Origin of the sequence: Phenylobacterium sp. (assembly GCF_041691455.1) — a bacterium.
Taxonomy (GTDB): domain Bacteria; phylum Pseudomonadota; class Alphaproteobacteria; order Caulobacterales; family Caulobacteraceae; genus Phenylobacterium.
In genome coordinates this window covers 1-21,912 of record NZ_JBEPUO010000035.1, presented here as the reverse complement: position 1 = coordinate 21,912, position 21,912 = coordinate 1, and the positions used below count along the sequence as shown (strand labels likewise).

The 21,912-nt window shown below is 70.0% G+C and carries 20 protein-coding genes; 10 read left to right on the top strand and 10 right to left on the bottom strand.

Annotation, left to right across the window (positions count from 1 at the left end; all coding sequences use genetic code 11):
* Positions 1-3: 3 nt before the first annotated feature.
* Complete coding sequence (locus ACESMY_RS21300) at positions 4-621, bottom strand: glycine zipper 2TM domain-containing protein (RefSeq protein WP_372786642.1); 618 nt, start codon at positions 619-621, stop codon at positions 4-6.
* A gap of 134 nt (positions 622-755) precedes the next feature.
* Between ACESMY_RS21300 and ACESMY_RS21295 the strand changes: the two genes are divergently transcribed.
* On the top strand, positions 756-2,048 hold the full coding sequence (locus tag ACESMY_RS21295; protein WP_372786641.1) for a class I SAM-dependent RNA methyltransferase: 1,293 nt from the start codon (positions 756-758) through the stop codon (positions 2,046-2,048).
* A 47-nt stretch (positions 2,049-2,095) separates the two neighbouring features.
* Here the strand turns inward: ACESMY_RS21295 and ACESMY_RS21290 are convergent, their stop codons facing one another.
* Positions 2,096-3,187, bottom strand: coding sequence for a PA0069 family radical SAM protein (locus ACESMY_RS21290; protein WP_372786640.1), 1,092 nt, complete (start codon positions 3,185-3,187; stop codon positions 2,096-2,098).
* Between the two features lie 77 nt (positions 3,188-3,264).
* On the opposite strand from ACESMY_RS21290, the gene ACESMY_RS21285 reads away from it, so the two are divergent.
* Both ACESMY_RS21285 and ACESMY_RS21280 read left to right on the top strand, forming a co-directional pair.
* On the top strand, positions 3,265-3,705 hold the full coding sequence (locus ACESMY_RS21285; RefSeq protein ID WP_372786639.1) for a hypothetical protein: 441 nt from the start codon (positions 3,265-3,267) through the stop codon (positions 3,703-3,705).
* A gap of 331 nt (positions 3,706-4,036) precedes the next feature.
* Entirely contained in the window at positions 4,037-6,106 is a 2,070-nt protein-coding gene (locus ACESMY_RS21280; RefSeq protein WP_372786638.1) for a glycosyl transferase family protein, read from the top strand.
* Between the two features lie 6 nt (positions 6,107-6,112).
* On the opposite strand, the gene ACESMY_RS21275 is transcribed toward ACESMY_RS21280, so the two are convergent.
* Both ACESMY_RS21275 and ACESMY_RS21270 read right to left on the bottom strand, forming a co-directional pair.
* Complete coding sequence (locus ACESMY_RS21275; RefSeq protein WP_372786637.1) at positions 6,113-7,762, bottom strand: lytic transglycosylase domain-containing protein; 1,650 nt, start codon at positions 7,760-7,762, stop codon at positions 6,113-6,115.
* A gap of 74 nt (positions 7,763-7,836) precedes the next feature.
* Positions 7,837-8,667 carry a uracil-DNA glycosylase gene (locus ACESMY_RS21270; RefSeq protein WP_372786636.1) on the bottom strand — a complete coding sequence of 277 codons (831 nt, stop codon included), beginning with the start codon at positions 8,665-8,667 and terminating at the stop codon, positions 7,837-7,839.
* A 113-nt stretch (positions 8,668-8,780) separates the two neighbouring features.
* Here ACESMY_RS21270 and ACESMY_RS21265 point away from each other — a divergent pair, with 113 nt between their 5' ends.
* The gene (locus tag ACESMY_RS21265; protein ID WP_372786635.1) at positions 8,781-10,052 is read left to right on the top strand and encodes a cytochrome P450; all 1,272 of its coding nucleotides are present in this window, start codon (positions 8,781-8,783) and stop codon (positions 10,050-10,052) included.
* Positions 10,053-10,115: 63 nt separating this feature from the next.
* Positions 10,116-10,631: an FKBP-type peptidyl-prolyl cis-trans isomerase gene (locus ACESMY_RS21260; RefSeq protein ID WP_372786634.1), complete on the top strand. Its 516-nt coding sequence runs from the start codon at positions 10,116-10,118 to the stop codon at positions 10,629-10,631.
* On the opposite strand, the gene ACESMY_RS21255 is transcribed toward ACESMY_RS21260, so the two are convergent.
* Positions 10,628-11,818, bottom strand: coding sequence for a class I SAM-dependent methyltransferase (locus ACESMY_RS21255; RefSeq protein WP_372786633.1), 1,191 nt, complete (start codon positions 11,816-11,818; stop codon positions 10,628-10,630). The genes ACESMY_RS21260 and ACESMY_RS21255 overlap by 4 nt on opposite strands.
* Before the next feature lie 14 nt (positions 11,819-11,832).
* On the bottom strand, positions 11,833-12,969 hold the full coding sequence (locus tag ACESMY_RS21250) for a zinc-binding dehydrogenase (RefSeq protein WP_372786632.1): 1,137 nt from the start codon (positions 12,967-12,969) through the stop codon (positions 11,833-11,835).
* A gap of 125 nt (positions 12,970-13,094) precedes the next feature.
* Here ACESMY_RS21250 and ACESMY_RS21245 point away from each other — a divergent pair, with 125 nt between their 5' ends.
* Complete coding sequence (locus ACESMY_RS21245) at positions 13,095-13,712, top strand: DUF938 domain-containing protein (protein ID WP_372786631.1); 618 nt, start codon at positions 13,095-13,097, stop codon at positions 13,710-13,712.
* On the opposite strand, the gene ACESMY_RS21240 is transcribed toward ACESMY_RS21245, so the two are convergent.
* Together ACESMY_RS21240 and ACESMY_RS21235 are read right to left on the bottom strand one after the other, a co-directional pair.
* Complete coding sequence (locus tag ACESMY_RS21240) at positions 13,709-13,876, bottom strand: hypothetical protein (protein WP_372786630.1); 168 nt, start codon at positions 13,874-13,876, stop codon at positions 13,709-13,711. The genes ACESMY_RS21245 and ACESMY_RS21240 overlap by 4 nt on opposite strands.
* An 8-nt stretch (positions 13,877-13,884) precedes the next feature.
* The gene (locus ACESMY_RS21235) at positions 13,885-14,313 is read right to left on the bottom strand and encodes a hypothetical protein (RefSeq protein ID WP_372786629.1); all 429 of its coding nucleotides are present in this window, start codon (positions 14,311-14,313) and stop codon (positions 13,885-13,887) included.
* Between the two features lie 113 nt (positions 14,314-14,426).
* Between ACESMY_RS21235 and ACESMY_RS21230 the strand changes: the two genes are divergently transcribed.
* The gene (locus ACESMY_RS21230; RefSeq protein ID WP_372786628.1) at positions 14,427-14,906 is read left to right on the top strand and encodes a VOC family protein; all 480 of its coding nucleotides are present in this window, start codon (positions 14,427-14,429) and stop codon (positions 14,904-14,906) included.
* Here the strand turns inward: ACESMY_RS21230 and ACESMY_RS21225 are convergent.
* Positions 14,903-16,111 (bottom strand): SGNH/GDSL hydrolase family protein, encoded by a 1,209-nt coding sequence (locus ACESMY_RS21225; RefSeq protein WP_372786627.1) that lies wholly within the window; start codon positions 16,109-16,111, stop codon positions 14,903-14,905. The two genes, ACESMY_RS21230 and ACESMY_RS21225, sit on opposite strands and share 4 nt — an antisense overlap.
* 95 nt (positions 16,112-16,206) lie before the next feature.
* On the opposite strand from ACESMY_RS21225, the gene ACESMY_RS21220 reads away from it, so the two are divergent.
* From ACESMY_RS21220 to ACESMY_RS21210, 3 genes are read left to right on the top strand one after another with little or no spacing between them, the layout of a single operon-like run.
* Entirely contained in the window at positions 16,207-17,892 is a 1,686-nt protein-coding gene (locus tag ACESMY_RS21220) for an electron transfer flavoprotein-ubiquinone oxidoreductase (protein ID WP_372786626.1), read from the top strand.
* Positions 17,893-17,939: 47 nt separating this feature from the next.
* Entirely contained in the window at positions 17,940-19,640 is a 1,701-nt protein-coding gene (locus ACESMY_RS21215) for a tetratricopeptide repeat protein (protein WP_372786625.1), read from the top strand.
* Between the two features lie 2 nt (positions 19,641-19,642).
* Complete coding sequence (locus ACESMY_RS21210) at positions 19,643-20,533, top strand: 4-(cytidine 5'-diphospho)-2-C-methyl-D-erythritol kinase (RefSeq protein ID WP_372786624.1); 891 nt, start codon at positions 19,643-19,645, stop codon at positions 20,531-20,533.
* A gap of 60 nt (positions 20,534-20,593) precedes the next feature.
* On the opposite strand, the gene ACESMY_RS21205 is transcribed toward ACESMY_RS21210, so the two are convergent.
* Positions 20,594-21,912: ammonium transporter (locus tag ACESMY_RS21205; protein ID WP_372786623.1), on the bottom strand; the 1,319-nt coding region annotated here is incomplete at its 5' end.

Genomic DNA, 21,912 nt, shown 5'->3' with positions numbered 1-21,912 from the left:
CGGTCAGTCGACGACGCGATAGCGGCCGCGATAGTCGGGGCAGACCCGCACGAATCGCTGATCCACGCGGCCGTCGGGCATGTAGACCGGGCTTTCGGCGACCGTGCAGCCATCGGGGCCGGCGCGGTCTTCGATCACCCGCAGGCGCATGCCGTGACGGCCATAGGCCCAGACGGTCTCGCGCTCGGCGTAGCGCGGCGGCGGCGCATAGTAGGCGTCATCGTAGGCCGGCGGCGGCGGGGGCTCGTTGTAGGCGACCGGCGGCGGCGGGGCTTCCCGATAGGGCGGGGGCGCGTCGGCGTAGCGCGGGGGCGCGGTGTTGCAGGCCGCCGTCGAATGGCCGATAGCCGCGCCCGCGATGGCGCCCACGATGCCGCCGAGCAGCGATCCGTCGCTGCGGTGGCCGTTGGCGGCGAACTGCGAGCCGAGAACCGCGCCGCCGGCGCCGCCCACCAGAGCTCCGGTCACGCCGCGGCCGTTGGCCTCGCGCTGGCAGGGGTCGTAGTTGCTGTAGCCGGGGCCGCCGTAGGGCTGGGCGGAGGCCGTAGCCGCCGCGCCCAGGGCCATCAGGCCGGCCGCTGCGGCCAGGGCGCCCTTGGCGAAGGTCGAAGACTTGGTCATGGGTATCCCTCTCGAATCCTCTAAGCGGCCCTTCGGCGGCTTCGGGGATCGTTATGACCCCGCCAAGCTGAACGGAATTTGAGTGGTCCGTTCATCTTCGTTCATCTTGCCCACGCTCGCGCGAGGACCCGCTTATGAAGCCCGGCGCGAGACGCCAGCGTCCGCCCAGCCGCCCCAGCCGCCCCGCGGGTCCGCCGGCAGAGCTGCTCATCGAAAGCCTCGGCGGCGAGGGCGACGGCATGGCGGCCGGCCCGGCCTTCGTGCCCTTCACCCTGCCGGGCGAGCGCGTAAGCGCCGCGGGCTCCGGCGAGCGGCGGGAGCTGGTCGAGGTCCTGGAACCGAGCCCGCAACGGATCGCGCCGGTCTGTCCCCACTTCGGGACCTGCGGCGGCTGCGCCCTGCAGCATTGGGCGCACGAGCCCTATCTGGCGTGGAAGGTGGAGCGGCTCGCCGGGACCCTGGCGCGCCAGCAGATCGAGACCGAAATCCTGGCGCCCTTCGCGGCCGGCCCCGGGACGCGGCGGCGGGTGGCGCTGCACGCCCGGCGCGGCAGCCGCGAGGCGGCGCGCCTGGGCTACAAGGCGCGCAAATCCTGGGACCTGGTCGACATCGCCGTCTGCCCGATCTCCGACCCGGCCATCCAGGCCGCCATCCCGGCGTTGAAGCGCCTGGCCGCGCCGCTCTTCGAGCATCCGAAGTCCGCGCCCACCCTGCACGTGACCCTGACCCCCGCCGGCCTCGACGTGGACATCTCCGGGGTGGAGCGGAAGTCGGGCGGCCTCTCCGCCGACGCCCGCGTCCAGCTCGCCGAGCGCGCCGCGGCGGCCGATTTCGCCCGGGTGACCCTTGATGGCGAGGTGGCCTACCAGGCGCGCCTGCCGCAGGTGCGTCTGGGCCAGGGTGTGGTCGCCCTGCCGCCCGGCGCGTTCCTGCAGGCCACGCCGCAGGCCGAAGCCGCCCTGAGCGCCTTCGTCGCCGAGGCGGCGGCCGGGGCCACGCGGATCGCCGACCTGTTCTGCGGCGTGGGCACCTTCACCTTCCGTCTCGCCGAGATCGCCCAGGTCTATGCGGCGGACGTCGCGCCGACGTCCATCCGCGCGCTCAGCGGGGCCTTGGCCGCCGCGCCCGGCCTGCACGGGGTCACGGCCGAGGCCCGCGACCTGGTCCGCCGCCCGGTGCTGGCCGCGGAGCTGAAGAAGACCGACGTCGCCGTCTTCGACCCGCCCCGCGCCGGCGCGGTCGAACAGACCGCAGAGCTGGCGCGCTCATCGGTCGCCCGCATCATCGGCGTCTCCTGCAATCCCGCCACCTTCGCCCGCGACGCCCGCACCCTCCTCGATGCGGGTTTCGCCCTGGACCGCGTCCTGCCCGTCGACCAGTTCCTCTGGTCGCCCCACATCGAATTGGTCGGCGTGTTCTCAAGATAGTCGCCGCAAAACCTTTCCCGCGGGCGGGGGGCGATCATCTTTTCTCGTCACGATCCAAACAGGTCGATCTGGTCGCCGACCCTGGGCGGGATGCGGAACTGGGCGACGTCCAGGGGCGGCAGCTTCACGCTCAGGCCGTAGCGGACCTTGGCGGTGGCGAAGCGGCGGGACATCAGCGCGGCGATCGGGCCTTCGCCCTTCATCCGCTTTCCCCACTGGCTGTCGTAGTCCTTGCCGCCGCGCATCTGGCGGACCAGCGACATGACGCGGCTCGCGCGGTCGGGATGGTCGGTGGCCAGCCACTCCTTGAAGAGGTCGGCGATCTCCATCGGCAGGCGCAGCGCCACATAGCCTGCGCCGCGAGCGCCCGCGGCGGCCGCGCGTTCCAGGACGGCTTCCATCTCGTGATCGTTGAGGCCGGGGATACAGGGCGCGAACATCACCACCGTCGGCACGCCGGCCTCGGCCAGGCGACGGACCGCGTCGAGCCGCTTCTCCGGCGTGGCCGCGCGGGGCTCCATCGAGCGGGCGAGCTTGCGGTCGAGCGTAGTGATCGAGATGGCCACCCGCACCAAGTTCCGCTCGGCCATCGGCGCGAGCAGGTCGAGGTCGCGCAGGATCAGTCCCGATTTGGAGATCACCGAGAACGGGTGGTTGAAGCGCGAAAGCACCTCGATGATCTGGCGGGTCACCCGCAGGCGCCGCTCCTGCGGCTGATAGGGGTCGGTGTTGCCCCCGATGTGGATCACTTCGGGAATGTAGCTGGCCTTCGACAGCTCGCGCTCCAGGAGCCGGGCGGCCTCCGGCTTGAAGAACAGCTTGGATTCGAAGTCGAGGCCGGGGGAGAGGCCCATGTAGGCGTGGGCCGGGCGCGCATAACAGTAGATGCAGCCGTGCTCGCAGCCGCGGTAGGGATTGATCGAGGCGGAGAAGCCGACGTCGGGGCTGTCGTTGCGGGTGATGATCACCTTGGCCTTCTCCGGCGAAACCGTCGTGGCGAGCTGCGCCGGTTCGACGTCGTCGGGGGTCCAGCCGTCGTCGAAGGCCTCGCGCGCCTGGACCTCGTAGCGGCCGGTGGCGTTGGTGCGGGCGCCGCGGCCCCTGACCGTGGGGGGTATCTGTTGGCTGAAGGTGGTCACCGCCGGACGCTAGAGCGGAGATGAGAACAAAACAAGAACTCATTGACCTCCGGCGCGCCGGACCGCCTTGTTCACCCATGCTTACGGTGATTGTGGAGACGGCCGACGCCGGAGACCGGCTGCCGGCGCTGCTGGCGGCCCTGACCTCGGCGGCGGTGGAAGGCCTGGTGCGCGAGGTGCTGATCTCCGGCGGCGGCCCGCCGGAGCTGCTGGCCGTGCTCCGCGAGGAGACCGGAGCGGAACTGGCCGACGATCTTCCGAGCGCCTTGCAAGCGGCGCGGTCGGAACGGCTCCTGGTGCTTCCGGCCACGATCCGCCTGCGCCCGGGCTGGCTCGCGGCCCTGGCGCAGCACTTGCAGCGCGGCGGTCAGGACGCGCTGATCCTGGGGGAGGGCGGCCTCTTGGCCGGACAAACCTACGGCGTGCTGATCGCGCGAGCGACAGCGGCCGGTTTGACGCGTCCCGATCTGAGACGTCTGCGTGGCGCGTTGGCGCGCGGGGCTTCTCGATTGAAGTAGGTCATGTCGCTCGGCATCGCGGCGTGGCCTCACTTGACGCTCAAAGATTGGCGAACCAAAGCCAAGCTTGAGGGTTTAGAGTTGCAGGTGTCCCGGGGCGTACGCATTGCGGAATCTGACAGTTATCGGAGCCAGACCAAAGGCCATCAAGACAGCGTCAGTCCTAACTGCCCCTCACGAACGACCTAGAGTTGAATCTACCGCATGCATGAGCGGCCGGCATCCGGAGATGCTGGGTCAGATACTACCAGAACTTGAATGTGGCGTTCAGATTGACCTTGAGGCGGGCCTGCGTGGCGTCCCCGTCATCCCTGGGTCGGTGAGCTGACCGGTGTCCATTGAAGCCCTCCAGATCCTGGCGCTCGGGATCGCGATTCTCATCGCGATGTCGTCGATCGACGACCTGGCCGTCGATGCCTGGTTCTGGGTCCGTGAGATCTATCGCGCGATCGCCATCCGCCCACGCCATCCGCCCCTGCCGCACTCGGCGCTGCTCGAAAAGCCGGAACAGCGGCTGGCGATCGTCATCCCCGCCTGGCGGGAGCAGGACGTGATCGCCGCGATGATCGAGAACACGATCAGCACGGCCAACTACAACGACTATCTGATCTTCGTCGGGACCTATCCGAACGACGCCGCGACCATCGCCGAGGTCGAGCGCGCGCGGCGGCGGCACCGGCGGGTGGTGCGGGTCGAGACGCCGCATCCCGGCCCGACCAACAAGGCCGACTGCCTGAACGCGATCCTGGAGGCGGTCTTCGCCGAGGAAGCGGCGAGCGGGCGGCCGTTCGCGGGCGTGGCGCTGCACGATCCGGAGGATGTGGTCCACCCGCTGGAATTGAAGTTCTTCAACTACCTCCTGCCGCGCAAGGACCTCATCCAACTGCCGGTCGTCTCGATGGGACGCCGGCTCCGCGATCTGGTGGCCGGCGCCTATATGGACGAGTTCGCCGAGTGGCACGCCAAGGAGCTGGTGGTGCGGGAATCCTTCGCCCACGCGGTCCCCTCGGCGGGCGTCGGCGTCTGCTTCTCGCGGGCGGCCATCGAGACGTTGAGGACCGACGGCGACGTCTTCAACACGCGGACCCTGACCGAGGACTACGACATCGCCGCGCGGCTCGCGAAGGCCGGCAAGGTCTCGATCATCGCCCGCTATCCGGTGGAATTCCGCATCCGCCGGCCGGCCTTCTTCGGCCTGGGACGCGCCGGCGCCGCAACGTTGCGGATGCCGCTGTGCGTGCGGGAATATTTCCCCAACACCTTCCGGGCCGCCTATCGGCAGAAGGCCCGCTGGACCATCGGCGTGGCGCTGCAGGGCTGGGCGCAGCTCGGCTGGTCGAGGTCGATGCGGGTCAACTATTTCCTGCTGCGCGACCGCAAGGCGCTGATCACGCCCGTGCTGGTGATGCTGGCCTACCTCGTCGTGCTGACCTTCCTGGCGCTCGCCCTGATCTACGGCCCCGGGCGTATCGCGTTCCCGGAGACCTGGCGCACCCTGGCCGCCTGGGTGGTCGGCTTCGACCTCGTGGCGCTGGGCCTGCGGGTCGTTCAGCGCATGTACTTCGTGAACCGGCTCTACGGCTGGGCGCACGCGATCGCCTCGGCGCCGCGCATGGTGGTGGCGAGCGTCTTGAACTTCGCGGCGACGGCGCGGGCGCTCAGGATTTTCGGCGCCTACCTGATCACCCGCAAGCCCATCGCCTGGGGCAAGGCCAGCCATGCCTTCCCGACCAGCGACACGCTCACCCTGGACCGCCGCCGCCTCGGCGAGATCCTGATGAGCTGGGAGGCCGTCAGCGAGGCGCACCTGAAGGACGCGCTGAGGGAACAGCGGCAGTCGCAGCGTCCGCTCGGCCGGATCCTGCTCTCGCACGGGTGGCTCGACGAAGAGACCCTGGCCGAGGCGGTCGCCATCCAGGCGGAACTGCCGCGCGCCGCCGTCGCGCCCGAGGTTGTCGCCCAGCACCGGGGCGTCCTGCCGGGCGGCCTGTGCGTGCGCATCGCCGCGGCGCCGATCGGGCGCACCGCAAGCGGCGCGCCGATCCTGGCGGTCGCCCGTCCGCTGTCGAACGAGCACCGTGCGGAGGTCATTCGGGCGACCGGCTACAGACCGGTGGAGCGCATCGTCCGCGAGAGCGAGATCGCCGTGGGCCTACGGACCGTCAGCCGCGCCGGCTGGCCGGAAGGTCAGGAATCGCCTCCGTTGCTGGGCGATATCCTCATTGAGAGCGGCGGGGTCAGCCAGACCGACTTCGACGCGGCGCTCGCCGAATATGAGCCCGAGCGCGACGGCCGCATCGGCGAGCACCTGCTGCGCTCCGGGGTGGTCACCGATGTGGCGCTAGCCGCCGCCATCTTCGCGCAAAGCCGCTGGGGCCGGGGCAGCGGTCTGCGCCCCTGACGAGGCCTAGCGCATCCCGATTTGCAGCGGCTGGGCGGCGAGCCGCGGCGCATTGCCGGCCGGCTGGCCGAGGTCCAGCCGCTCGTCGACGATCCGGTCGCCGGAGGCCAGAGCGTCGAGGCTGGGCGAAGCCTCGCCCCACATCCGGCGATAGGTCCAGTAGCCGGCCAGCACCCGCTGCACGTATGTCCGGGTCTCCTGAGCGGGCAGGCACTCCATGAGCAGCAGGCTGTCGGCGTCGTCGCCCAGCATCTGCGCCGCCTTGGCCACTGTCGCCGGCCCGCCGTTATAGGCCGCCACCGCGCGCACCAGGTCGTGGCCGACGCCCTTTTCCAGGAGCCAGGTGAAATAGTCCTGGCCGACCCGCAGATTGAAGGCCGGATCGAACAGCGGGGTCATGTCGGTCTTCAGCTTGTCGTCGCCCGCTGCAGCGGCCGCGGCGGCCGGCATCAGCTGCATCAGGCCGGTGGCGCCGATCGGCGAGACGGCCTGCGGGTTGAAGCGGCTTTCCTGGCGCACCAGGGCGTAGACCAGCGCCTTGTCGAGGGTGAAGCCGTTGCGGGGCCTAAGCTCCGGCGTCGGATAGTCGAGATCATAGCCCTTCGGCGGGTTTGCGCGGTCGGCGAGCGAGGCGCCCATGGCCAGGGTGAGCGACTTCCAGCTCTCCCGTTCGGCCGGGGTGCGGGCCAGCGCCATGCCGGCGCGAAGTTCCTGGATGGCGTCCGAGCCGCGGCCGATCTGGGCGAGCGCGGCGGCGCGATGGGCGCGGGGGTCGCTGGCGACGAACTTGGCGAGGTCGACGGAGCCGGCGGAGTTCGCGGGCGCGGCGTAGGCCGCCAGCAGCAGCTGGCCCACGCGGTCGTCGGAGGCGGCGAGCAAGGCCTGGTCGGCGAGCTTCAGCTGACGGGCGGCGAGGATGCCGTAGAAGGTCTCGGAATTGCGCGCGGCGGCGCGCAGGTACTGGGCGGAGCCCTTGGCGTCGGCCTGCGCCTCGGCGGTCCGCGCGGCCCAGTAGCCGGCGGCCGACTGCATCCAGGCGTCGCACTCGCCGTCGCGGGCGAGGTCGGCGAAGTAGCCTCGCGCCTGGTCGTAGGATTTCAGCCGGTAGGCCGCGAGGCCGGCGATCCAGCGGTCGCCCGCCGCCGAGGCCAGCTTCAGCGCGCGGCGCGTGTCGCCGGCGTAGAAGGCCTCGCGGCCTCTACGGGCCTTGTCGGAGAGCACCAGGCCGGGGAGCGAGGGACCGTCGCTGAGCGCGATCAGCGGCCGGGCGGCCTCGGCCGTCGGGTCGGTCCGGCGCTTCGAGGCGAGCGCGAAGATGCGGTCGGCGACGGGCAGGTCGCGGAACTTGGCCAGCCAGCCCGAGAGCTCGTCGAAGGCGGCCACGTGCGCCGTCGGATGCATCAGCTCGCGGAACGACAGATAGCCCAGCAGCGATCGGTCCTTGACCTCGGACGTCCGCATCTGCGCGTCGATGAAGTCGCCGCGCTCGGTGGCCTCGAAGGCCGCGGCATAGGCGCGCGCGTCGTCGCTGGAGAGCGCTTGCGGCGCTTCGGCCCAGGCAAGGGAGGGCGCAGCGGCGCCCGCGATGGCGGCGGAGCAGGCCAAGGCCAGGACCCAACGGGCCGCCTTGGCGTGCAGGCGCTTGTTCAGCGGCATGCCGTCTCTTTCCCTGCGCGCGCCCGTCTGATGCGGCCGGTGCGCAGTCCTCTTCTCGAAGCCCCCACCAAGGGTTAGGCGGGACGATCCTGACGATCAAGTCTTTCCGTAAGGGTAAGAAGATCGGCCCAGGCGCGTTTTTTAGCCGCAGGCTGCCGCAGCAGGAACGCCGGGTGCAGGGTCGGGAGGGCCGGCAGCTCCAGGCTTCCGTCGCTCGAGCGCCACTCGAACCAACGGCCCCTAAGCGACAGGATTCCTTCTTCTTTCTTCAATATCGCCTTGGCCGATGCGCCGCCGGCCAGCAGCAGCAGTTTCGGCTGCACCAGCGCGATGGCGCGCTCCACGAACGGGGCGCAAACCGCCTGTTCAGCGGGCGTCGGGGTGCGGTTTCCGGGCGGGCGCCAGAAGACCGTGTTGGTGATCAGCACCCGCTCTGTGAGCCCGGCCGCCGCCAGCATGCGGTCGAGAAGCTGGCCGGCGCGGCCTACGAAGGGCTTGCCCTGGCGGTCCTCGTCCTGGCCGGGGCCTTCGCCGATAACCATCAGCGGAGCCTTGGGATCGCCGCGATAGACGACCGCCTGGGAGGCCGCGCCTTCGAACTTCAGCGGGCAGCCGTCGAAGGCCGCGATGGCCTCGGCCAGCGCCTCCAGCGTCTCGGCCTTGGCCGCGAGCTCGCGCGCGAGCGCAACCGCGCCCGAGACGTCCGGCTGGCTCGGCCGGGCGGGCGAGGGCGCGGCGGCGGCGGCGGCGGCGGTCTTGCGCTCCGGAGGCCGCGGCGGAGCGATCCGGCCGGCGGCGATCCGGTCGACGGGCTCGTCCAGCAGCATGGAGTCGACACCGGCGTCCGCCCAGAAGGCGAGCAGGGATTCGGCGAGTCTGTCGGCGGGCTCGGCGGCGGCGGGCATGGCGGAAGTCTTGGCCGCTGGTGGCCCGGCTGTCACTCGGGGAATGCTGTTTGGCTTGCGCGGCGCGGCCTTCGGGTCCTGAATGGCCCGAACAAGAAGACCGGGAGGTCGCGATGCACGACGGTTCGGTGGACCTCAAGGCTGAGGCTCGGGCGCGCGTCTACGCGCAGCCGATCGAGGCGGTGGACCCGGCGCAGCCGGATCTTTTCGCCCAGGATGCCATGTGGCCGATCTTCGAGCGCCTGCGCGCCGAGGACCCCGTGCACCTCGTCGACAGTCCCGACTATGGCCCGTTCTGGTCGATCACCCGCTGGGACGACATCATGGCGGTGGACTCCAACCACCAGGTGTTCTCCTCGGCGGACGGCATCACCCTGCAGAGCCTGGAAGCCAAGGCCGAGACGGCCAAACGCGGGGTCCGGCCGAGCTTCATCTCCATGGACCCGCCGCGCCACGACGAGCAGCGCAAGACGGTGAGCCCGGTCGTCGCGCCTTCGAACCTCTCGGTGATGGCCCCGGTGATTCGCGAGCGGGCGGGCAAGATCCTCGACGGCCTGCCGATCGGCGAGGAATTCGACTGGGTCGAGCTGGTGTCGAAGGAACTGACGGCCATGACCTTGGCCACCCTGTTCGACTTCCCGCAGGAGGAGCGGCAGCTCCTGCCCTACTGGTCGGACATGATGACCAATGCGCCGGGCTTCGGGCCGGTGAAGAGCTGGGAGCACAAGCGCGAAGAGATCGACAACATGGTCGAGCGCTTCACCGGCCTGTGGAACGAGCGGGTGAACGCCCCGCCGGCCGGCGACCTGATCTCGATGCTGGCGCATGGCGAATCGACGCGGAACATGGACCGCGCCGAATATTCCGGAAACCTCGGCCTCCTGATCATCGGCGGCAACGACACGACGCGGAACACCATCTCCGGCTCGGTCTATGCGCTCAACAGGCACCCGGATCAGTACCGCAAGCTGCGCGAGGAGCCCGCGCGGATCCCGGCCATGGTGTCCGAGACCATCCGCTGGCAGACGCCGCTCGCCCACATGGCGCGCACGGCGACCCAGGATATCGAGCTCGGCGGCAAGACCATCCGCGCCGGCGACCGGGTGGTCATGTGGTACGTCTCCGGCAACCGCGACGACGCGGCGGTGGAGGACCCCAACACCTATCTGATCGACCGCGAGCGGCCACGGCACCACATGTCCTTCGGCTTCGGCATCCACCGCTGCGTGGGCAATCGCCTGGCCGAGCTGCAGCTGACGATCATCTGGGAAGAGATCATGAAGCGCTTCCCGGCGATCGAGCTCGTCGCCGAGCCCTCACGCACCCACTCGATCTTCGTGAAAGGCTACGAGACCCTGCCGGTGGTGATCCCGCAGCGTCACTAGGTCGAGCCTCGACCGCGGCCGTCGGCTCTGCGAACCTCCAGCCTTCGAGTCTGGGGGTTCCGCATGTTTTCCAAGACGCCCGTCCTGGCGCTGGCCGCGCTGGCGCTCAGCGCCTGCGCCACGCAAGCCCCGCCCCCGCCCGTTCACTACAGCGGCACGCCGCAGGAGCAGTGGCTGCAGGGCCAGAAGGCCTACGAGGCCTGGAGCGCGCAGCGCCGCGGCTGGAAAACCACCGCGAGCGGACTGCAGTACCATCGCGACAAAGCCGTCTTCAACACGGCCCCAAAGCCGGCGCCGGGCGCGACGGTCACCATCCACTACGTCGGCCGCTTCATCGACGGGCGCACCTTCGATTCCTCGCGCGCTCGCAACGAGCCCGCCACCTTCCCGCTGAACCGGCTGATCAAGGGCTGGCAGGAAGGGGTGCCGATGATGCGGGTCGGCGAGACCTATAGCTTCGTCATCCCGGCCAACCTGGCCTATGGCGACCGGACCGACCGGGCCCCGATCCCGCCCGGCAGCACGCTGCTCTTCGAGATCCAGTTGATCGCCATCCCGCCGGACGGCAAGGCCGGCTAGGTCATCCGCATCCAGAAGCTCGCCCCATAGAGATCGAGCTCCGCCATCGGGCCTTTGCGCAGCAACGTCGCCGCCTGCGCCGAGAGCTCCGGATCGCGGCCGACGAACCAGCTCGGGAACAGGATCTCGAACCGCGGCGCGCCGAACAGCAGGGCCGTGGCCAGCAGATATTGCTCGTTCCAGAGCCGATGAACGTGCCCGGAGATGTAGTCATAGGGCAGGTAGATGTCGTGGATGTGGACGATCACCCCGGGCTTCAGCCGCGGCAGAATCTCCAGGAAGAAGACCGTCACGTCGGAGTTCTGGAAGGCCCGGTGGGAGCTGTCGAGGAAGAAGATGTCACCGGGTTCCAGGGCCTCGAACAGGGCCGCATCGCAGCGCTCCAGCGGCTGGCGGATCACCTCGTCGCAGAGCTGGTCGATCTCATTGCGCGGCTGCGGATCGATGGAGGTGAGGCGGGTGCGCAGGCCGTATCTCTCGACCGCCCGGCGAGCGTATTTCGTCGAGACGCCCGAACCGATCTCCACCAGGCGGGCGGGGTTGTGGGCGCGCATCATGCCGGTGAGCGCGATGGCGTCGAGCGGCGAGAACCAGGCGTTGAGCCAGAAGGGCGTCGTCGTCTCATAGGTCCCCCCCGCCGGTACGTCGGCGAAGTCGGTCTGCAGCTCGCCGAGCTCGGTGAGGAAGGCCCGGTAGCGGTCGCGGCCCTCGTCGATGAGGCGCGCGAGCTCGGGGTGGGCGGGCCGGCCGGCGCCATAGCGGATCTCGGCGCGATAGGGATAGTCGACGACCTTGAAGTCGTAGACGCCGCGCTCGGCGCTGAAGACCAGATCGGCGAGGGGCGGGGCCGGGGCCCCCGCCGACTGGCCTGCGAGCGCGCGGACGTAGGCCGCCTGGGCGGCCTCGGCGCGGCCGTCGTCGCGCAGGGCGACGGCGAGATCGGCCCAGGCCCGGGCGTTGCCGGGCTCCCGCTCGGCCGCCGCGCCGATCGCCGCGATCCCCTCGTCGCGCCGCCCCAGCTTGTAGAGGGCGACGCCATGCATGCGCCCGGCGTGCAGGTGGTCCGGCTGGGCGGCCAGCACCCGGCGGAAGGTGATCTCGGCATGGTTCAACAGGTGGTCCCGAAGCCAGCCGAGGCCCTGTTGCACCAGGGCCTCGTTCGGATCGGCGGCGGGGTCGTCAGCCATGGATGCCGCAGCGCTTAGGCGACGCCCTTGTTCGGGTTGATCAGGTACTTTTCGCCGGTGGCGCGCTTGTTGTAGGCGGCGATGATTTCCGGCTGCAGAGCCTCGGCCAGGCTGATCTCGGCGGTGTAGTGGCTGGCGAAGGTGGTCTTGAGTTCGTCGGCGACGCGCTGGCGCAGCTTCTGGCCCTCGGCCGCGCCGATCTTCACCAGGAACGGCATCAGGAGCCAGCCGCCCAGGCCCCAGGCCATGCCGTAGCTGCGGGCGAGCACCGACGGAGAGGTGTCGAGGCCGCCGTAGATATAGACCTGCTTGTGCACCGAGGAGCCGTAGCGGCTGTAGACGGTCGCGCGCTGGTTGATCGCGGCCTCCATGGCGCCCAGGAGCTGGCCGGCCAGCTTGCCGCCGCCGATGGCGTCGAAGGCCAGCGTCGCGCCCGTGTCGATCAGCGCCTTGGTGAGGTCGTCCAGGAAGGTCGGCGAGGTAGAGTCCACGACGTGGGTCGCGCCGATGTCGGTCAGGATGTGGGCCTGCTCGCGGCTGCGCACGACGTTCACCAGCGCCACCCCGTCCTTCAGGCAGATGCGGTTCAGCATCTGGCCGAGGTTGGAGGCCGCCGCAGTGTGGACGAGGGCGGTGTGGCCCTCGCGGCGCATGGTCTCCACCATGCCGAGCGCGGTCAGCGGGTTGACGAAGCAGGAGGCGCCGTCGGCCGCGGTCGCGCCGGCCGGCAGCGGCAGGACGTCGGCGGCCTTCAGGGTGCGGTACTGGGCGTACATGGCGCCGCCGATGCCGGCCACCAGCTTGCCGAGCAAGGCCTGGGCGGCGGGATCCGAGCCTGCGGCGACCACCGTGCCAGCGCCCTCGTTGCCCACCGGCATGGACTGGTCGAGGCGCCCGGCCATGGCGCGCATGAACGCCTCCGGCACCTTGGCGGTGACCGCCCCCGAGGCGGCCTTGGCGGTCGACATGTCGGCCGCGCCCAGGAGCAGGCCGAGGTCCGAGGGGTTGATCGGCGAACCCTCGATGCGGATCAGCACCTCGTCGGGCGCCGGATCGGGGATGTCGACCTTGGCGAGGGAAAGTTCGAGCTCGCCGCCGGCCTTGATCAGCGAGCGCAGCTGCAGGCCGGAGCCCGGATTTCCGTTGGCCATGATGTTCGTCCTCGTCCCGTCGTTGAAGCCGGCGCACAGAACCGCTTTGCGGCGGCGGGAGCAACAGAGAAGCCCTCAGGCGGCCATGAGCAGCGCTGGACGCCGATCCGGGCTAGGCTGGCGCCATGAGCGACATTCCCCCTGAAGGCGCGCGGGTCGCGCCGTCGACCGCGCGCAACCGCCAGCCGATCCTCGACGTCCTGCGGCCGCGGCTGCCGCTCGGCGCGCGGGTGCTGGAGGTGGCGAGCGGCGCAGGCGAACACGCCCTGTTCCTCGCCGCGGCCCTGCCCAGCCTGCGCTGGCGGCCGAGCGATCGCGACGCCGACGCCCTGGCGAGCATCGCCGCGTGGCGGGCGTCCTCGGGCTTGACCAACCTCGCCGCGCCGCTGCGGCTCGATGCGGCGGACCTGGCGACCTGGCCGGAGGAGCCGTTCGAGGCGGTGGTCTGCATCAACATGATCCACATCTCGCCCTGGGCGGCCACGGAAGGGCTGATGGCGGGGGCGGGACGGGCGCTGACCTCAGGCGGACAGCTGTTCCTCTACGGGCCCTATCTGGAAGCGGGCGTGGAGACGGCGCCCAGCAACCTCGCCTTCGACGAGAGCCTGAAGCGCCGCGATCCGGCCTGGGGCCTGCGCGACCTGGCGCAGGTGACGGCGCTCGCCAAGACGCACGGCCTCGGCTTCGCCGAGCGGATCGCCATGCCGGCCAACAATCTCGTGGTGGTGTTCCGGAAGCCCTAGGGCTTCTTCAGGTCCGGCCGCGCGGCCAGGAAGGCGGCGCGTTCGGCGGCGCTCAGCACTTTGCCCGGCTTCTGGCGCGAGACCTTGGGCGTCGGCGGGGCATAGACGCCGGCGGGCGGGGAGCCGCCCTTCAGGTCCGACAGGCGCTTGGGCGGAGGTTTCATCGCACGTCCTAGCGTTTGCGGAAGCGTTTGGCCTCGGCCGCCAGGGACGAGCCCCAGGGGTCGGGACGGTTGTCTTCCGGCAGGAAGGGCAGCGAGCCCGCGACGCCGCGAAGCGCCAGCCAAAGCTGCTGGTTGAAGTGGCCGAGGATGCGCAGCGGCCGGCGTTTGTCGTCGGTGACGTCCCAGCCCTCGGCCTCGAAGGCCGCCACCTGGGCGGGAATGGGCAGGCGCTCGGCCCGGTCCCAGCCGGCGGGACGGGGATGGTCCTCGGCCTGTTCGGCGGTCAGTCCGAAGTTCGCGACCGAGCATTCGTCGATCTCGGGGTGCTCGGCGCGGGCCTCGGGCTCGGCGAAGTCGCGCTTCAGGATCGCGCGGTATTCCAGGTCCGAAACCCCGGGCAGGTCGATCAGGCGGCGAAGCGCGGGTGGGCGGTCCATGGGGCGCCTATAGCGGATCGGAGCGGCTAGGATCGGAAAAAAGCACGCTCCGGATGTCGGAACGCCGCGCGCGCCGACGTCCTTTGGCCAGAACGACCCTCAAGGAGAGCGACATGCCGAAGATCCATCCGTTCCTGTGGTTCGACACCCAGGCCGAAGAGGCGATGAACTTCTACGTCTCGCTGTTCCCCAATTCGAAGGTGCTCAGCGTCATGCGCAATCCGGGCGGCGCGCCCGGCCCGACGGGCGCCGTGCTGACCGTCGACGCCGAGATCGACGGCATGCGCGTGACCGGCCTGAACGGCGGGCCCCACTACCAATTCTCCGAGGCCTTCTCCTTCGTCATCGACTGCAAGGACCAGGCTGAGGTCGACGACTATTGGGACAAGCTCGTCGACGGCGGCGCCCCCAGCCAGTGCGGCTGGCTGAAGGATCGATACGGCCTGTCCTGGCAGGTCGTGCCCAAGCAGCTGTTCGAGACCATCGGCGGTCCCGACGCCGCGGGCCGCGAGCGGGCCGTCGCGGCCATGATGCAGATGGTCAAGCTCGACGTCGCCAAGCTCGAAGCGGCCTACGCGGGCAAGGCCGCCTAGCGGAACAACGACAGGTCGATGGCGTCGCCCATCACCCGGTAGCCGGCGTCGTTGGGGTGCAGCCAGTCGCCGGACTGCAGCTCCGCGCGCATGCGCTCAGGCCTGGCGGGATCGCGGATCGCCGCGTCGAGGTCGATCACGCCGTCGAACTCATGGTTGGTGCGGATCCAGGTGTTGATGAGCTGCCTGACCGCCTCGCCGGGCGCGCTGTAGTAGCCGGCGCCGCCGTAGGGCAGGACGGTGGCGCCGATGATCCTCAAGCCGCGCGCATGGGCGCGGACGATGAGCTGGCGGTAGCCCGCGATCATCGCCTCGGCGGTCGGCGCGGTCTTGCCGGCCATGCCGAGGTCGTTGACGCCTTCCAGCACGACGACATGGGTTGCGCCCGGCACGGACAGCACGTCGCGGTCGAACCGTGTCAGGGCGCTCTGGCCGAAGATCAGGAATGCGCCGTCGCTCAGCACGCGATTGCCGCCGATCCCGGCGTTGACCACCGCCGCCGGCCGGCCGGGCTGCTTTTCCGCCAGGCGCTCGGCCAGCCGGTCGGGCCAGCGGTGGTTCGCGCCGTTGGTGGACTGGTAGCCGTCGGTGATGGAATCGCCGAAGGCCACGATCACCGGGGCTGGCCCGGCGGCCGTCTCAACCTCTACGCCGGAAAGGAAGGCGCGATAGGTGGCGGGGCCCGTGACCGGCGCTGTGTCCTTGGTCGTGTCGCCGGCGCTCACCTGGGCTAGCTCGGAGCCGCTCATGTGGCAGGTGCATCCGTTGGTGTCGCTGGGCAGGTAGAGGCTGATGCGCAGGCGGTCGAGCGCCCTGGTCGGCAGGGCGACGGAATCGCTGATCAGCGGCGCCCCCGGCGGCAGGGTCGCGCTCGCCGCGCCGGAGAAGCCCACGGTGCGCTCGCTGCCGGCCACCACCGCGCCGTCTGGACCCACCAGGGCCACGCGCGCCGCGCCGATGGTCAGCGGATGGGCGCCGTATTCGTTGCTGAGCCGCAGGCGCAGGCGTTGGCCCCCGGCGCTCAGCCGCACGATCTGGACGACCGTCTGGTTGCTGAAGGTCGGCGTCCCGAGCTGCGGGGCCCTGGCGGGCGGCGCCATCGGCGGGGCGGGCGAGGCGCCCCAGCTGCCGATCCAGCGCGCGGCGGCGGCCTGGGCCTGGGATCCGGCAAGCGCCAGCGCGCAGACCAAGGTGAGCAGACGCATGGCGATCCCCCAAGCCCTTTCGACGGCTTTTCCTTGACCGCCGCTACGTGACCTTCGGATAAGTCGCCCAAGGGATCAACGGAGCATCGGGGCACATGAGCGAAGAGGCCAACCCAGCCGAAGAACGCGAGGCGATGGATTATGACGTCGTCATCGTCGGCGCGGGGCCGTCGGGGCTTTCGGCCGCGATTCGCCTGAAGCAGCTCGCCCAGGCCGCCGGGACCGAGATTTCGGTGGCCGTGCTGGAGAAGGGCTCCGAGGTCGGCGCGCACATCCTTTCCGGCGCGGTGATCGATCCCAAGGGCCTGAACGAGCTCTTCCCCAACTGGAAAGAGCTGGGCGCGCCGCTGGAGACGCCGGTCACGCAAGACAAGTTCGTGATCCTGGGCCCGCAGGGCTCCATCGGATTGCCCATGTTCGGCATGCCGGGCCTCATGCACAACCACGGCAACTACATCGCCTCGCTGGCCAACGTCTGCCGTTGGCTGGGTCAGCAGGCCGAGGCGCTGGGCGTCGAGGTCTATCCGGGCATGGCCGCATCGGAGGCGGTGTTCGACGAGGCCGGCGCGCTGAAGGGCGTCGTGGCCGGGGTGTTCGGCATCGACAAGGCCGGAAACAAGGGCCCCGACTACCAGCCGGGCATCGAGCTGCACGGCAAGTACGTCTTCATCGGGGAGGGCGTGCGCGGCTCGCTCTCGAAACAGCTGCGGGCGAAGTACAGCCTGGCCGAGGGTTGCGATCCCGAGAAGTACGGCATCGGGCTGAAGGAGATCTGGCAGGTGCCGGACGCGGTTTTCGTCCCCGGCCTGGTGCAGCACACGGTCGGCTGGCCGCTGGACGACGCGACCGGCGGCGGCAGCTTCCTCTACCATTTCGGCGACCACTACGTGGCCTTGGGGTTCGTGGTGCACCTCAACTACAAGAACCCGTGGCTCTCGCCGTTCGACGAGTTCCAACGCTTCAAGCACCATCCCGATATCGCCAAATACCTGGAGGGCGGCAAGCGCATCGCCTACGGCGCGCGCGCCATCTCAGAAGGCGGCCTGCAATCGGTGCCGAGGCTCTATTTCCCCGGCGGCGTGCTGCTGGGCGACAGTGCGGGCTTTGTGAACGTCCCCCGGATCAAGGGCAGCCACAACGCCATGAAGAGCGGCATGATGGCGGCCGAGGCGGCCTATGCCGCGATCCAGGCCGGCCGGTCGCGGGACGACCTGGTCGAGTACGAAGACGCCTACCAGTCGTCCTGGGTGCGCAAGGAACTGAACACCGTTCGCAACGCCAAGCCGATCCTTTCGCGGTTCGGCACCCTATTGGGCGGCGTGCTCAGCATGTTCGACATGTGGTGCACGACGCTCCTCGGCGGGTTCTCGTTCTTCGGGACGATGCATCACCACAAGAACGACGCCGACTCCACCGGCCTGGCAAAGGACTACAGGCCGATCGTCTACCCGAAGCCGGACGGCGTGCTGTCGTTCGATAAGCTGTCGAGCGTGTTCCTCTCCAACACCAATCACGACGAGAACCAGCCGGCGCACCTGAAACTGCGCGACCCGGCCGTGCCGATCTCGATCAACCTGCCGGAGTACGGCGAACCGGCCAGGCTCTATTGCCCCGCCGGGGTCTACGAGGTGCTCTACGACGACAAGGGCGAGAACCCGAAGTTCCAGATCAATTTCCAGAACTGCGTCCACTGCAAGACCTGCGACATCAAGGATCCGTCGCAGAACATCGTCTGGACGACGCCACAGGGCGGCGACGGGCCGAACTACCCGAATATGTGACGCCAGGCCGCCTTGCCGCGGCCATGCTTAGGTCCGAAGGTCCGCCAATGCGCCTTTCTCTGCTGCTGACCGCCGCCGCTCCGCTCGTCCTGCTCGCCGCCTGCGCCACCGCGCCGGGCGCGGGGCGGGCTCCGCCCGCCAGCGACGTGACCGCCGGCGTCTCGTCCTACGGCATGTTCCTGGCCGGCGAGTCGGCGCTGAACAACGGCAAGAGCAACGACGCGGCGCGGTTCTTCGACAAGGCGCGCACCGACACCAGCGACCCGTTGATCGCCGAGCGCGCGTTCACCGCGGCCCTCATGGCCGGCGACATCGACAGGGCCGCCGCGCTCGCCCCCACCGGCGACGACGTATCCGAAGCCGCCAAGCGCCTGGGCAAGCTGGTGGTGGCGGTCGAGACCATGGCCGACGGCAAGGGCAAGGAGGCCAAGGCCTTGCTGGCCAACGACAGCATCGCCTTCCCGCACAAGCCGGCCGCGGTGCTGCTGGAACCCTGGGCGGCGGCCCAGGCCGGCGACGTGGAAGGCTCGTTGGTCCGGCCGACGATGCGCGGCGATCGGCTGGTGGACTATTTCGGCCAGCTCGGTCAGGCCGCGCTCTACGAACGCGCCAAGCGCAACGACGAGGCGGAAACCGACTACAAGGCCCTGGTCTCGGTCGCCAATCCCACCGAGATGGCGGTGATCTCCTATGGCGCCTTCCTGGAGCGGCGCGGCCGCCGCGTCGACGCCCTGGCGCTCTACGAGGAACAGCTGGCCCGCGAGCCATCGAGCATCGCCGTGAAGGCCGCCAAGGCGCGCGCCTCGACGGGCAAGACGGTCCCGCCGATGCTGACGCTGCGCGAAGGCGCGGCCCAGGCGCTGCTCGCGCCGTCCGCCACCATGATGGCGGCCAAGCAGATGCAGCTCTCGCTCGAATATCTGCGCCTGGTGCTGCGCCTCGATCCCCAGCGCGACGAGGCCTGGGTGATGGTCGGCGACCTCATGCAGGCCAATGGCGACGCCGACGCCGCGCGCGCGGCCTACGGCCACCCCAAGCCCGGCTCGGTCGAATATGCGACGGCCCAGGCCAAGCTCGCCTGGACCTATCAGGCCGCCGACGACAAGGAGACCGCCCTCAAGCTCGCGCGCGCCGCCGCGGCCTCGGGCGACACTGACGCGCGGGTGACGCTGGCCGACCTGCTGCGCGCCGACGAGAAGTATGACGAGGCCGCCCAGGTGCTGACCGCCCTGATTGCCGAGAACAAGGCGCCGGATTGGCGCCTGCTCTATTCGCGCGGCGTCACCCTGGAGCGGCTGAACCGCTGGCCGGAAGCCCAGGCCGACCTGCAGGCGGCGCTCGCCGCCCATCCGGACGAGCCGGAGCTTCTGAACTACCTCGGCTATTCCTGGATCGATCGCGGCGAGCACCTGAAGGAAGCCCTCGCCATGGTCCAGAAGGCCGTGGCCTCCGACCCGCGCTCCGGGGCGATGGTGGATTCCCTGGGCTGGGCCTACTACCGCATGGGCGACTACAAGCAGGCGGTCGAAAAGCTGGAGCAGGCCGTCGAGCTCGAGGCCGGCGACCCCGAGATCAACAACCACCTGGGCGACGCCTACTGGAAGGTGGGCCGCCGGGACGAAGCGCAGTTCCAGTGGCGCCGCGTGCTGACGCTGAAGCCCGACGACAAGATCAAGCTCAGCGCCGAGACCAAGCTCGCCTCGGGCCTCGGACCCGACGGACCCACCCCGAAGGTCGCCGGCAAATAGCCATGGGGCGGACCGCGTTCGCCCCGGCCAAGATCAACCTCTTCCTGCACGTCGGTGCGCCGGGAGAGGACGGCTTCCACCCGCTTTGCAGCCTGATGGCCTTCGCCGACATCGGCGACCGGGTCTCGACCTTCGAGGCCGAGGCGCTGTCGCTGCGCGTGGCGGGACCCTTTGCGCGCGATCTGGCGGGGGAGGGCGACAATCTCGTCCTGCGCGCCGCGCGCGCCCTGATCGCCGAGGCGCGGCGGCCGGTCGCCCCTGTCGGGCTCAGCCTGGAGAAGCAGTTGCCCGTGGCCTCGGGCCTGGGCGGCGGATCGAGCGATGCGGGCGCGGCGCTGCGCCTGCTGCGCGAGGTCCTGGCGCTGAAGATCGACGACGCCCGGCTGGAGGCGCTGGCGGTTTCGCTGGGCGCCGATGGCGCGGCGTGCCTGTGGGGCGCGCCGGCGATCGCCGAGGGCCGCGGAGAGCGCCTCTCCGCCGCGCCCGGCCTGCCGCCGCTGGATGCGGTGCTGGTCAACGCCCGGATTCCGGTCTCGACGGCCGAGGTCTACCGGCGCTTCGACGCCGACGGCCGGTTTGGCGAGGTGACGCCGCCGGCGGCGCCCGAGGCCTTCGAGGACGCGACCGATCTCGCCGCCTGGCTCGCCGTGCAGCGAAACGACCTGGAGGCCGCCGCGATCGCCGTCTCGCCGGCCGTGGGGGCGGTGCTTGAGACCCTGGCCGGGGAGCCAGAGGCCTTGCTTGCGCGGGTCTCAGGGTCGGGCGGCGCCTGTTTCGCCCTCTGCGCCAGCGACATCGAGGCCGAGACCCTGGCCGAGCGGATCGAGGCCATGGCGCCGGGCTGGTGGGTGCAGCGCTGCCGGCTCGGCGGGCCCTGGCCGGACCCCTCCTGAAACGAAAACGGGGGCCCCGAAGGACCCCCGTTCCGTAGGCTCAACCGCTGTGGCGTACGGTCAGGCCTGCACCACTTCGCCGTGGAGGTTGATGTCGAGACCCTCGACTTCGACCTCTTCGGAAACCCGCAGGCCGATCGTGTACTTGATCACCAGCAGGATCACGAAGGTCACGATCCCGCAGTAGGCGAAGGTCGCGCCGACGTCGATGAACTGGAACTTCATCTGCGCCCAGTTGCCGTCGTGGACGCCACCCTTGGCCACCGAGTTGATCGCGTTCGAAGCGAACACGCCGGTGAGCAGGGCGCCCAAGGCGCCGCCCACCCCGTGCACGCCCCACGCGTCGAGGGCGTCGTCGTAGCCGAACATCTTCTTCACATGAACCGCCGAGATGTAGCAGATCACGCCGGCCGCGATGCCGATGATCAGAGCGTCCATCGGATTGACGAAGCCCGAGGCCGGGGTGATCGCCACCAGGCCCGCGACGGCGCCGGAGACCATGCCCAGCACCGACGGCTTCTTGGAGATGATCCACTCCGCGAACATCCAGGCGAGCGCCGCGCCGGCCGTGGCGATCTGGGTCGCCGCAGCCGCCATGCCGGCGTTCACGTTGGAGGTCACCGCCGAGCCGGCGTTGAAGCCGAACCAGCCGACCCACAGCAGGGACGCACCGATCACGCTGTAGGCCAGGTTATGCGGCGCCATGTTCTCGACGCCGAGGCCCTTGCGCTTGCCGAGCATCAGGGCCGCCACGAGGCCGGCGGTCCCGGCGTTCAGGTGAACCACGGTGCCCCCGGCGTAGTCGAGCGCGCCCATCGTGCCGAGCCAGCCGCCGCCCCAGACCCAGTGGGCGATCGGGCAATAGACCAGGAGCAGCCAGGCGCCCATGAAGGCCAGGAAGGCCGAGAACTTCATCCGGTCGGCCAGGGCCCCGGCGATCAGGGCCGGGGTGATGATCGCGAAGGTCATCTGGAAGAACATGTAGACGGACTCAGGGATGGTCGCGGCGAGCGCACTCGTCGAGTTCAGGCCCATCGGTCCGAGCAACAGGTACTTCACCCCGCCGATGAAGGCCTGGTGCTTGCCCCCGTCGGTGAAGGCGATGGAGTAGCCGATGACCATCCACAGGACGGTGATCAGCGCCGTCGCCGCGAAGCTCTGGGCGAGCGTCGCCAGGATGTTCTTCTTGCGCACCATGCCCGCGTAGAAGAGCGCCAGGCCGGGGATGGTCATCATCAGGACCAGCACGGAGGAGGTGAGCATCCAGGCGGTGTCGCCGGTGTCGATCTTCGGCGGGGTCGGGGCAGCCGCCGCGGCGGGCGCGGCGAAGAAAAAAATACCAGCCCACCAGAAGGACACCGAAAGAGTAAGACGGCTTG

Coding starts and splice junctions, on each gene's coding strand:
- ACESMY_RS21300 (WP_372786642.1), bottom strand. CDS start 621: ATGACCAAGTCTTCGACCTTCGCCAAGGGCGCCCTGGCCGCAGCGGCC.
- ACESMY_RS21295 (WP_372786641.1), top strand. CDS start 756: ATGAAGCCCGGCGCGAGACGCCAGCGTCCGCCCAGCCGCCCCAGCCGC.
- ACESMY_RS21285 (WP_372786639.1), top strand. CDS start 3,265: ATGCTTACGGTGATTGTGGAGACGGCCGACGCCGGAGACCGGCTGCCG.
- ACESMY_RS21275 (WP_372786637.1), bottom strand. CDS start 7,762: ATGCCGCTGAACAAGCGCCTGCACGCCAAGGCGGCCCGTTGGGTCCTG.
- ACESMY_RS21270 (WP_372786636.1), bottom strand. CDS start 8,667: ATGCCCGCCGCCGCCGAGCCCGCCGACAGACTCGCCGAATCCCTGCTC.
- ACESMY_RS21265 (WP_372786635.1), top strand. CDS start 8,781: ATGCACGACGGTTCGGTGGACCTCAAGGCTGAGGCTCGGGCGCGCGTC.
- ACESMY_RS21260 (WP_372786634.1), top strand. CDS start 10,116: ATGTTTTCCAAGACGCCCGTCCTGGCGCTGGCCGCGCTGGCGCTCAGC.
- ACESMY_RS21255 (WP_372786633.1), bottom strand. CDS start 11,818: ATGGCTGACGACCCCGCCGCCGATCCGAACGAGGCCCTGGTGCAACAG.
- ACESMY_RS21250 (WP_372786632.1), bottom strand. CDS start 12,969: ATGGCCAACGGAAATCCGGGCTCCGGCCTGCAGCTGCGCTCGCTGATC.
- ACESMY_RS21245 (WP_372786631.1), top strand. CDS start 13,095: ATGAGCGACATTCCCCCTGAAGGCGCGCGGGTCGCGCCGTCGACCGCG.
- ACESMY_RS21240 (WP_372786630.1), bottom strand. CDS start 13,876: ATGAAACCTCCGCCCAAGCGCCTGTCGGACCTGAAGGGCGGCTCCCCG.
- ACESMY_RS21235 (WP_372786629.1), bottom strand. CDS start 14,313: ATGGACCGCCCACCCGCGCTTCGCCGCCTGATCGACCTGCCCGGGGTT.
- ACESMY_RS21230 (WP_372786628.1), top strand. CDS start 14,427: ATGCCGAAGATCCATCCGTTCCTGTGGTTCGACACCCAGGCCGAAGAG.
- ACESMY_RS21225 (WP_372786627.1), bottom strand. CDS start 16,111: ATGCGTCTGCTCACCTTGGTCTGCGCGCTGGCGCTTGCCGGATCCCAG.
- ACESMY_RS21220 (WP_372786626.1), top strand. CDS start 16,207: ATGAGCGAAGAGGCCAACCCAGCCGAAGAACGCGAGGCGATGGATTAT.
- ACESMY_RS21215 (WP_372786625.1), top strand. CDS start 17,940: ATGCGCCTTTCTCTGCTGCTGACCGCCGCCGCTCCGCTCGTCCTGCTC.
- ACESMY_RS21210 (WP_372786624.1), top strand. CDS start 19,643: ATGGGGCGGACCGCGTTCGCCCCGGCCAAGATCAACCTCTTCCTGCAC.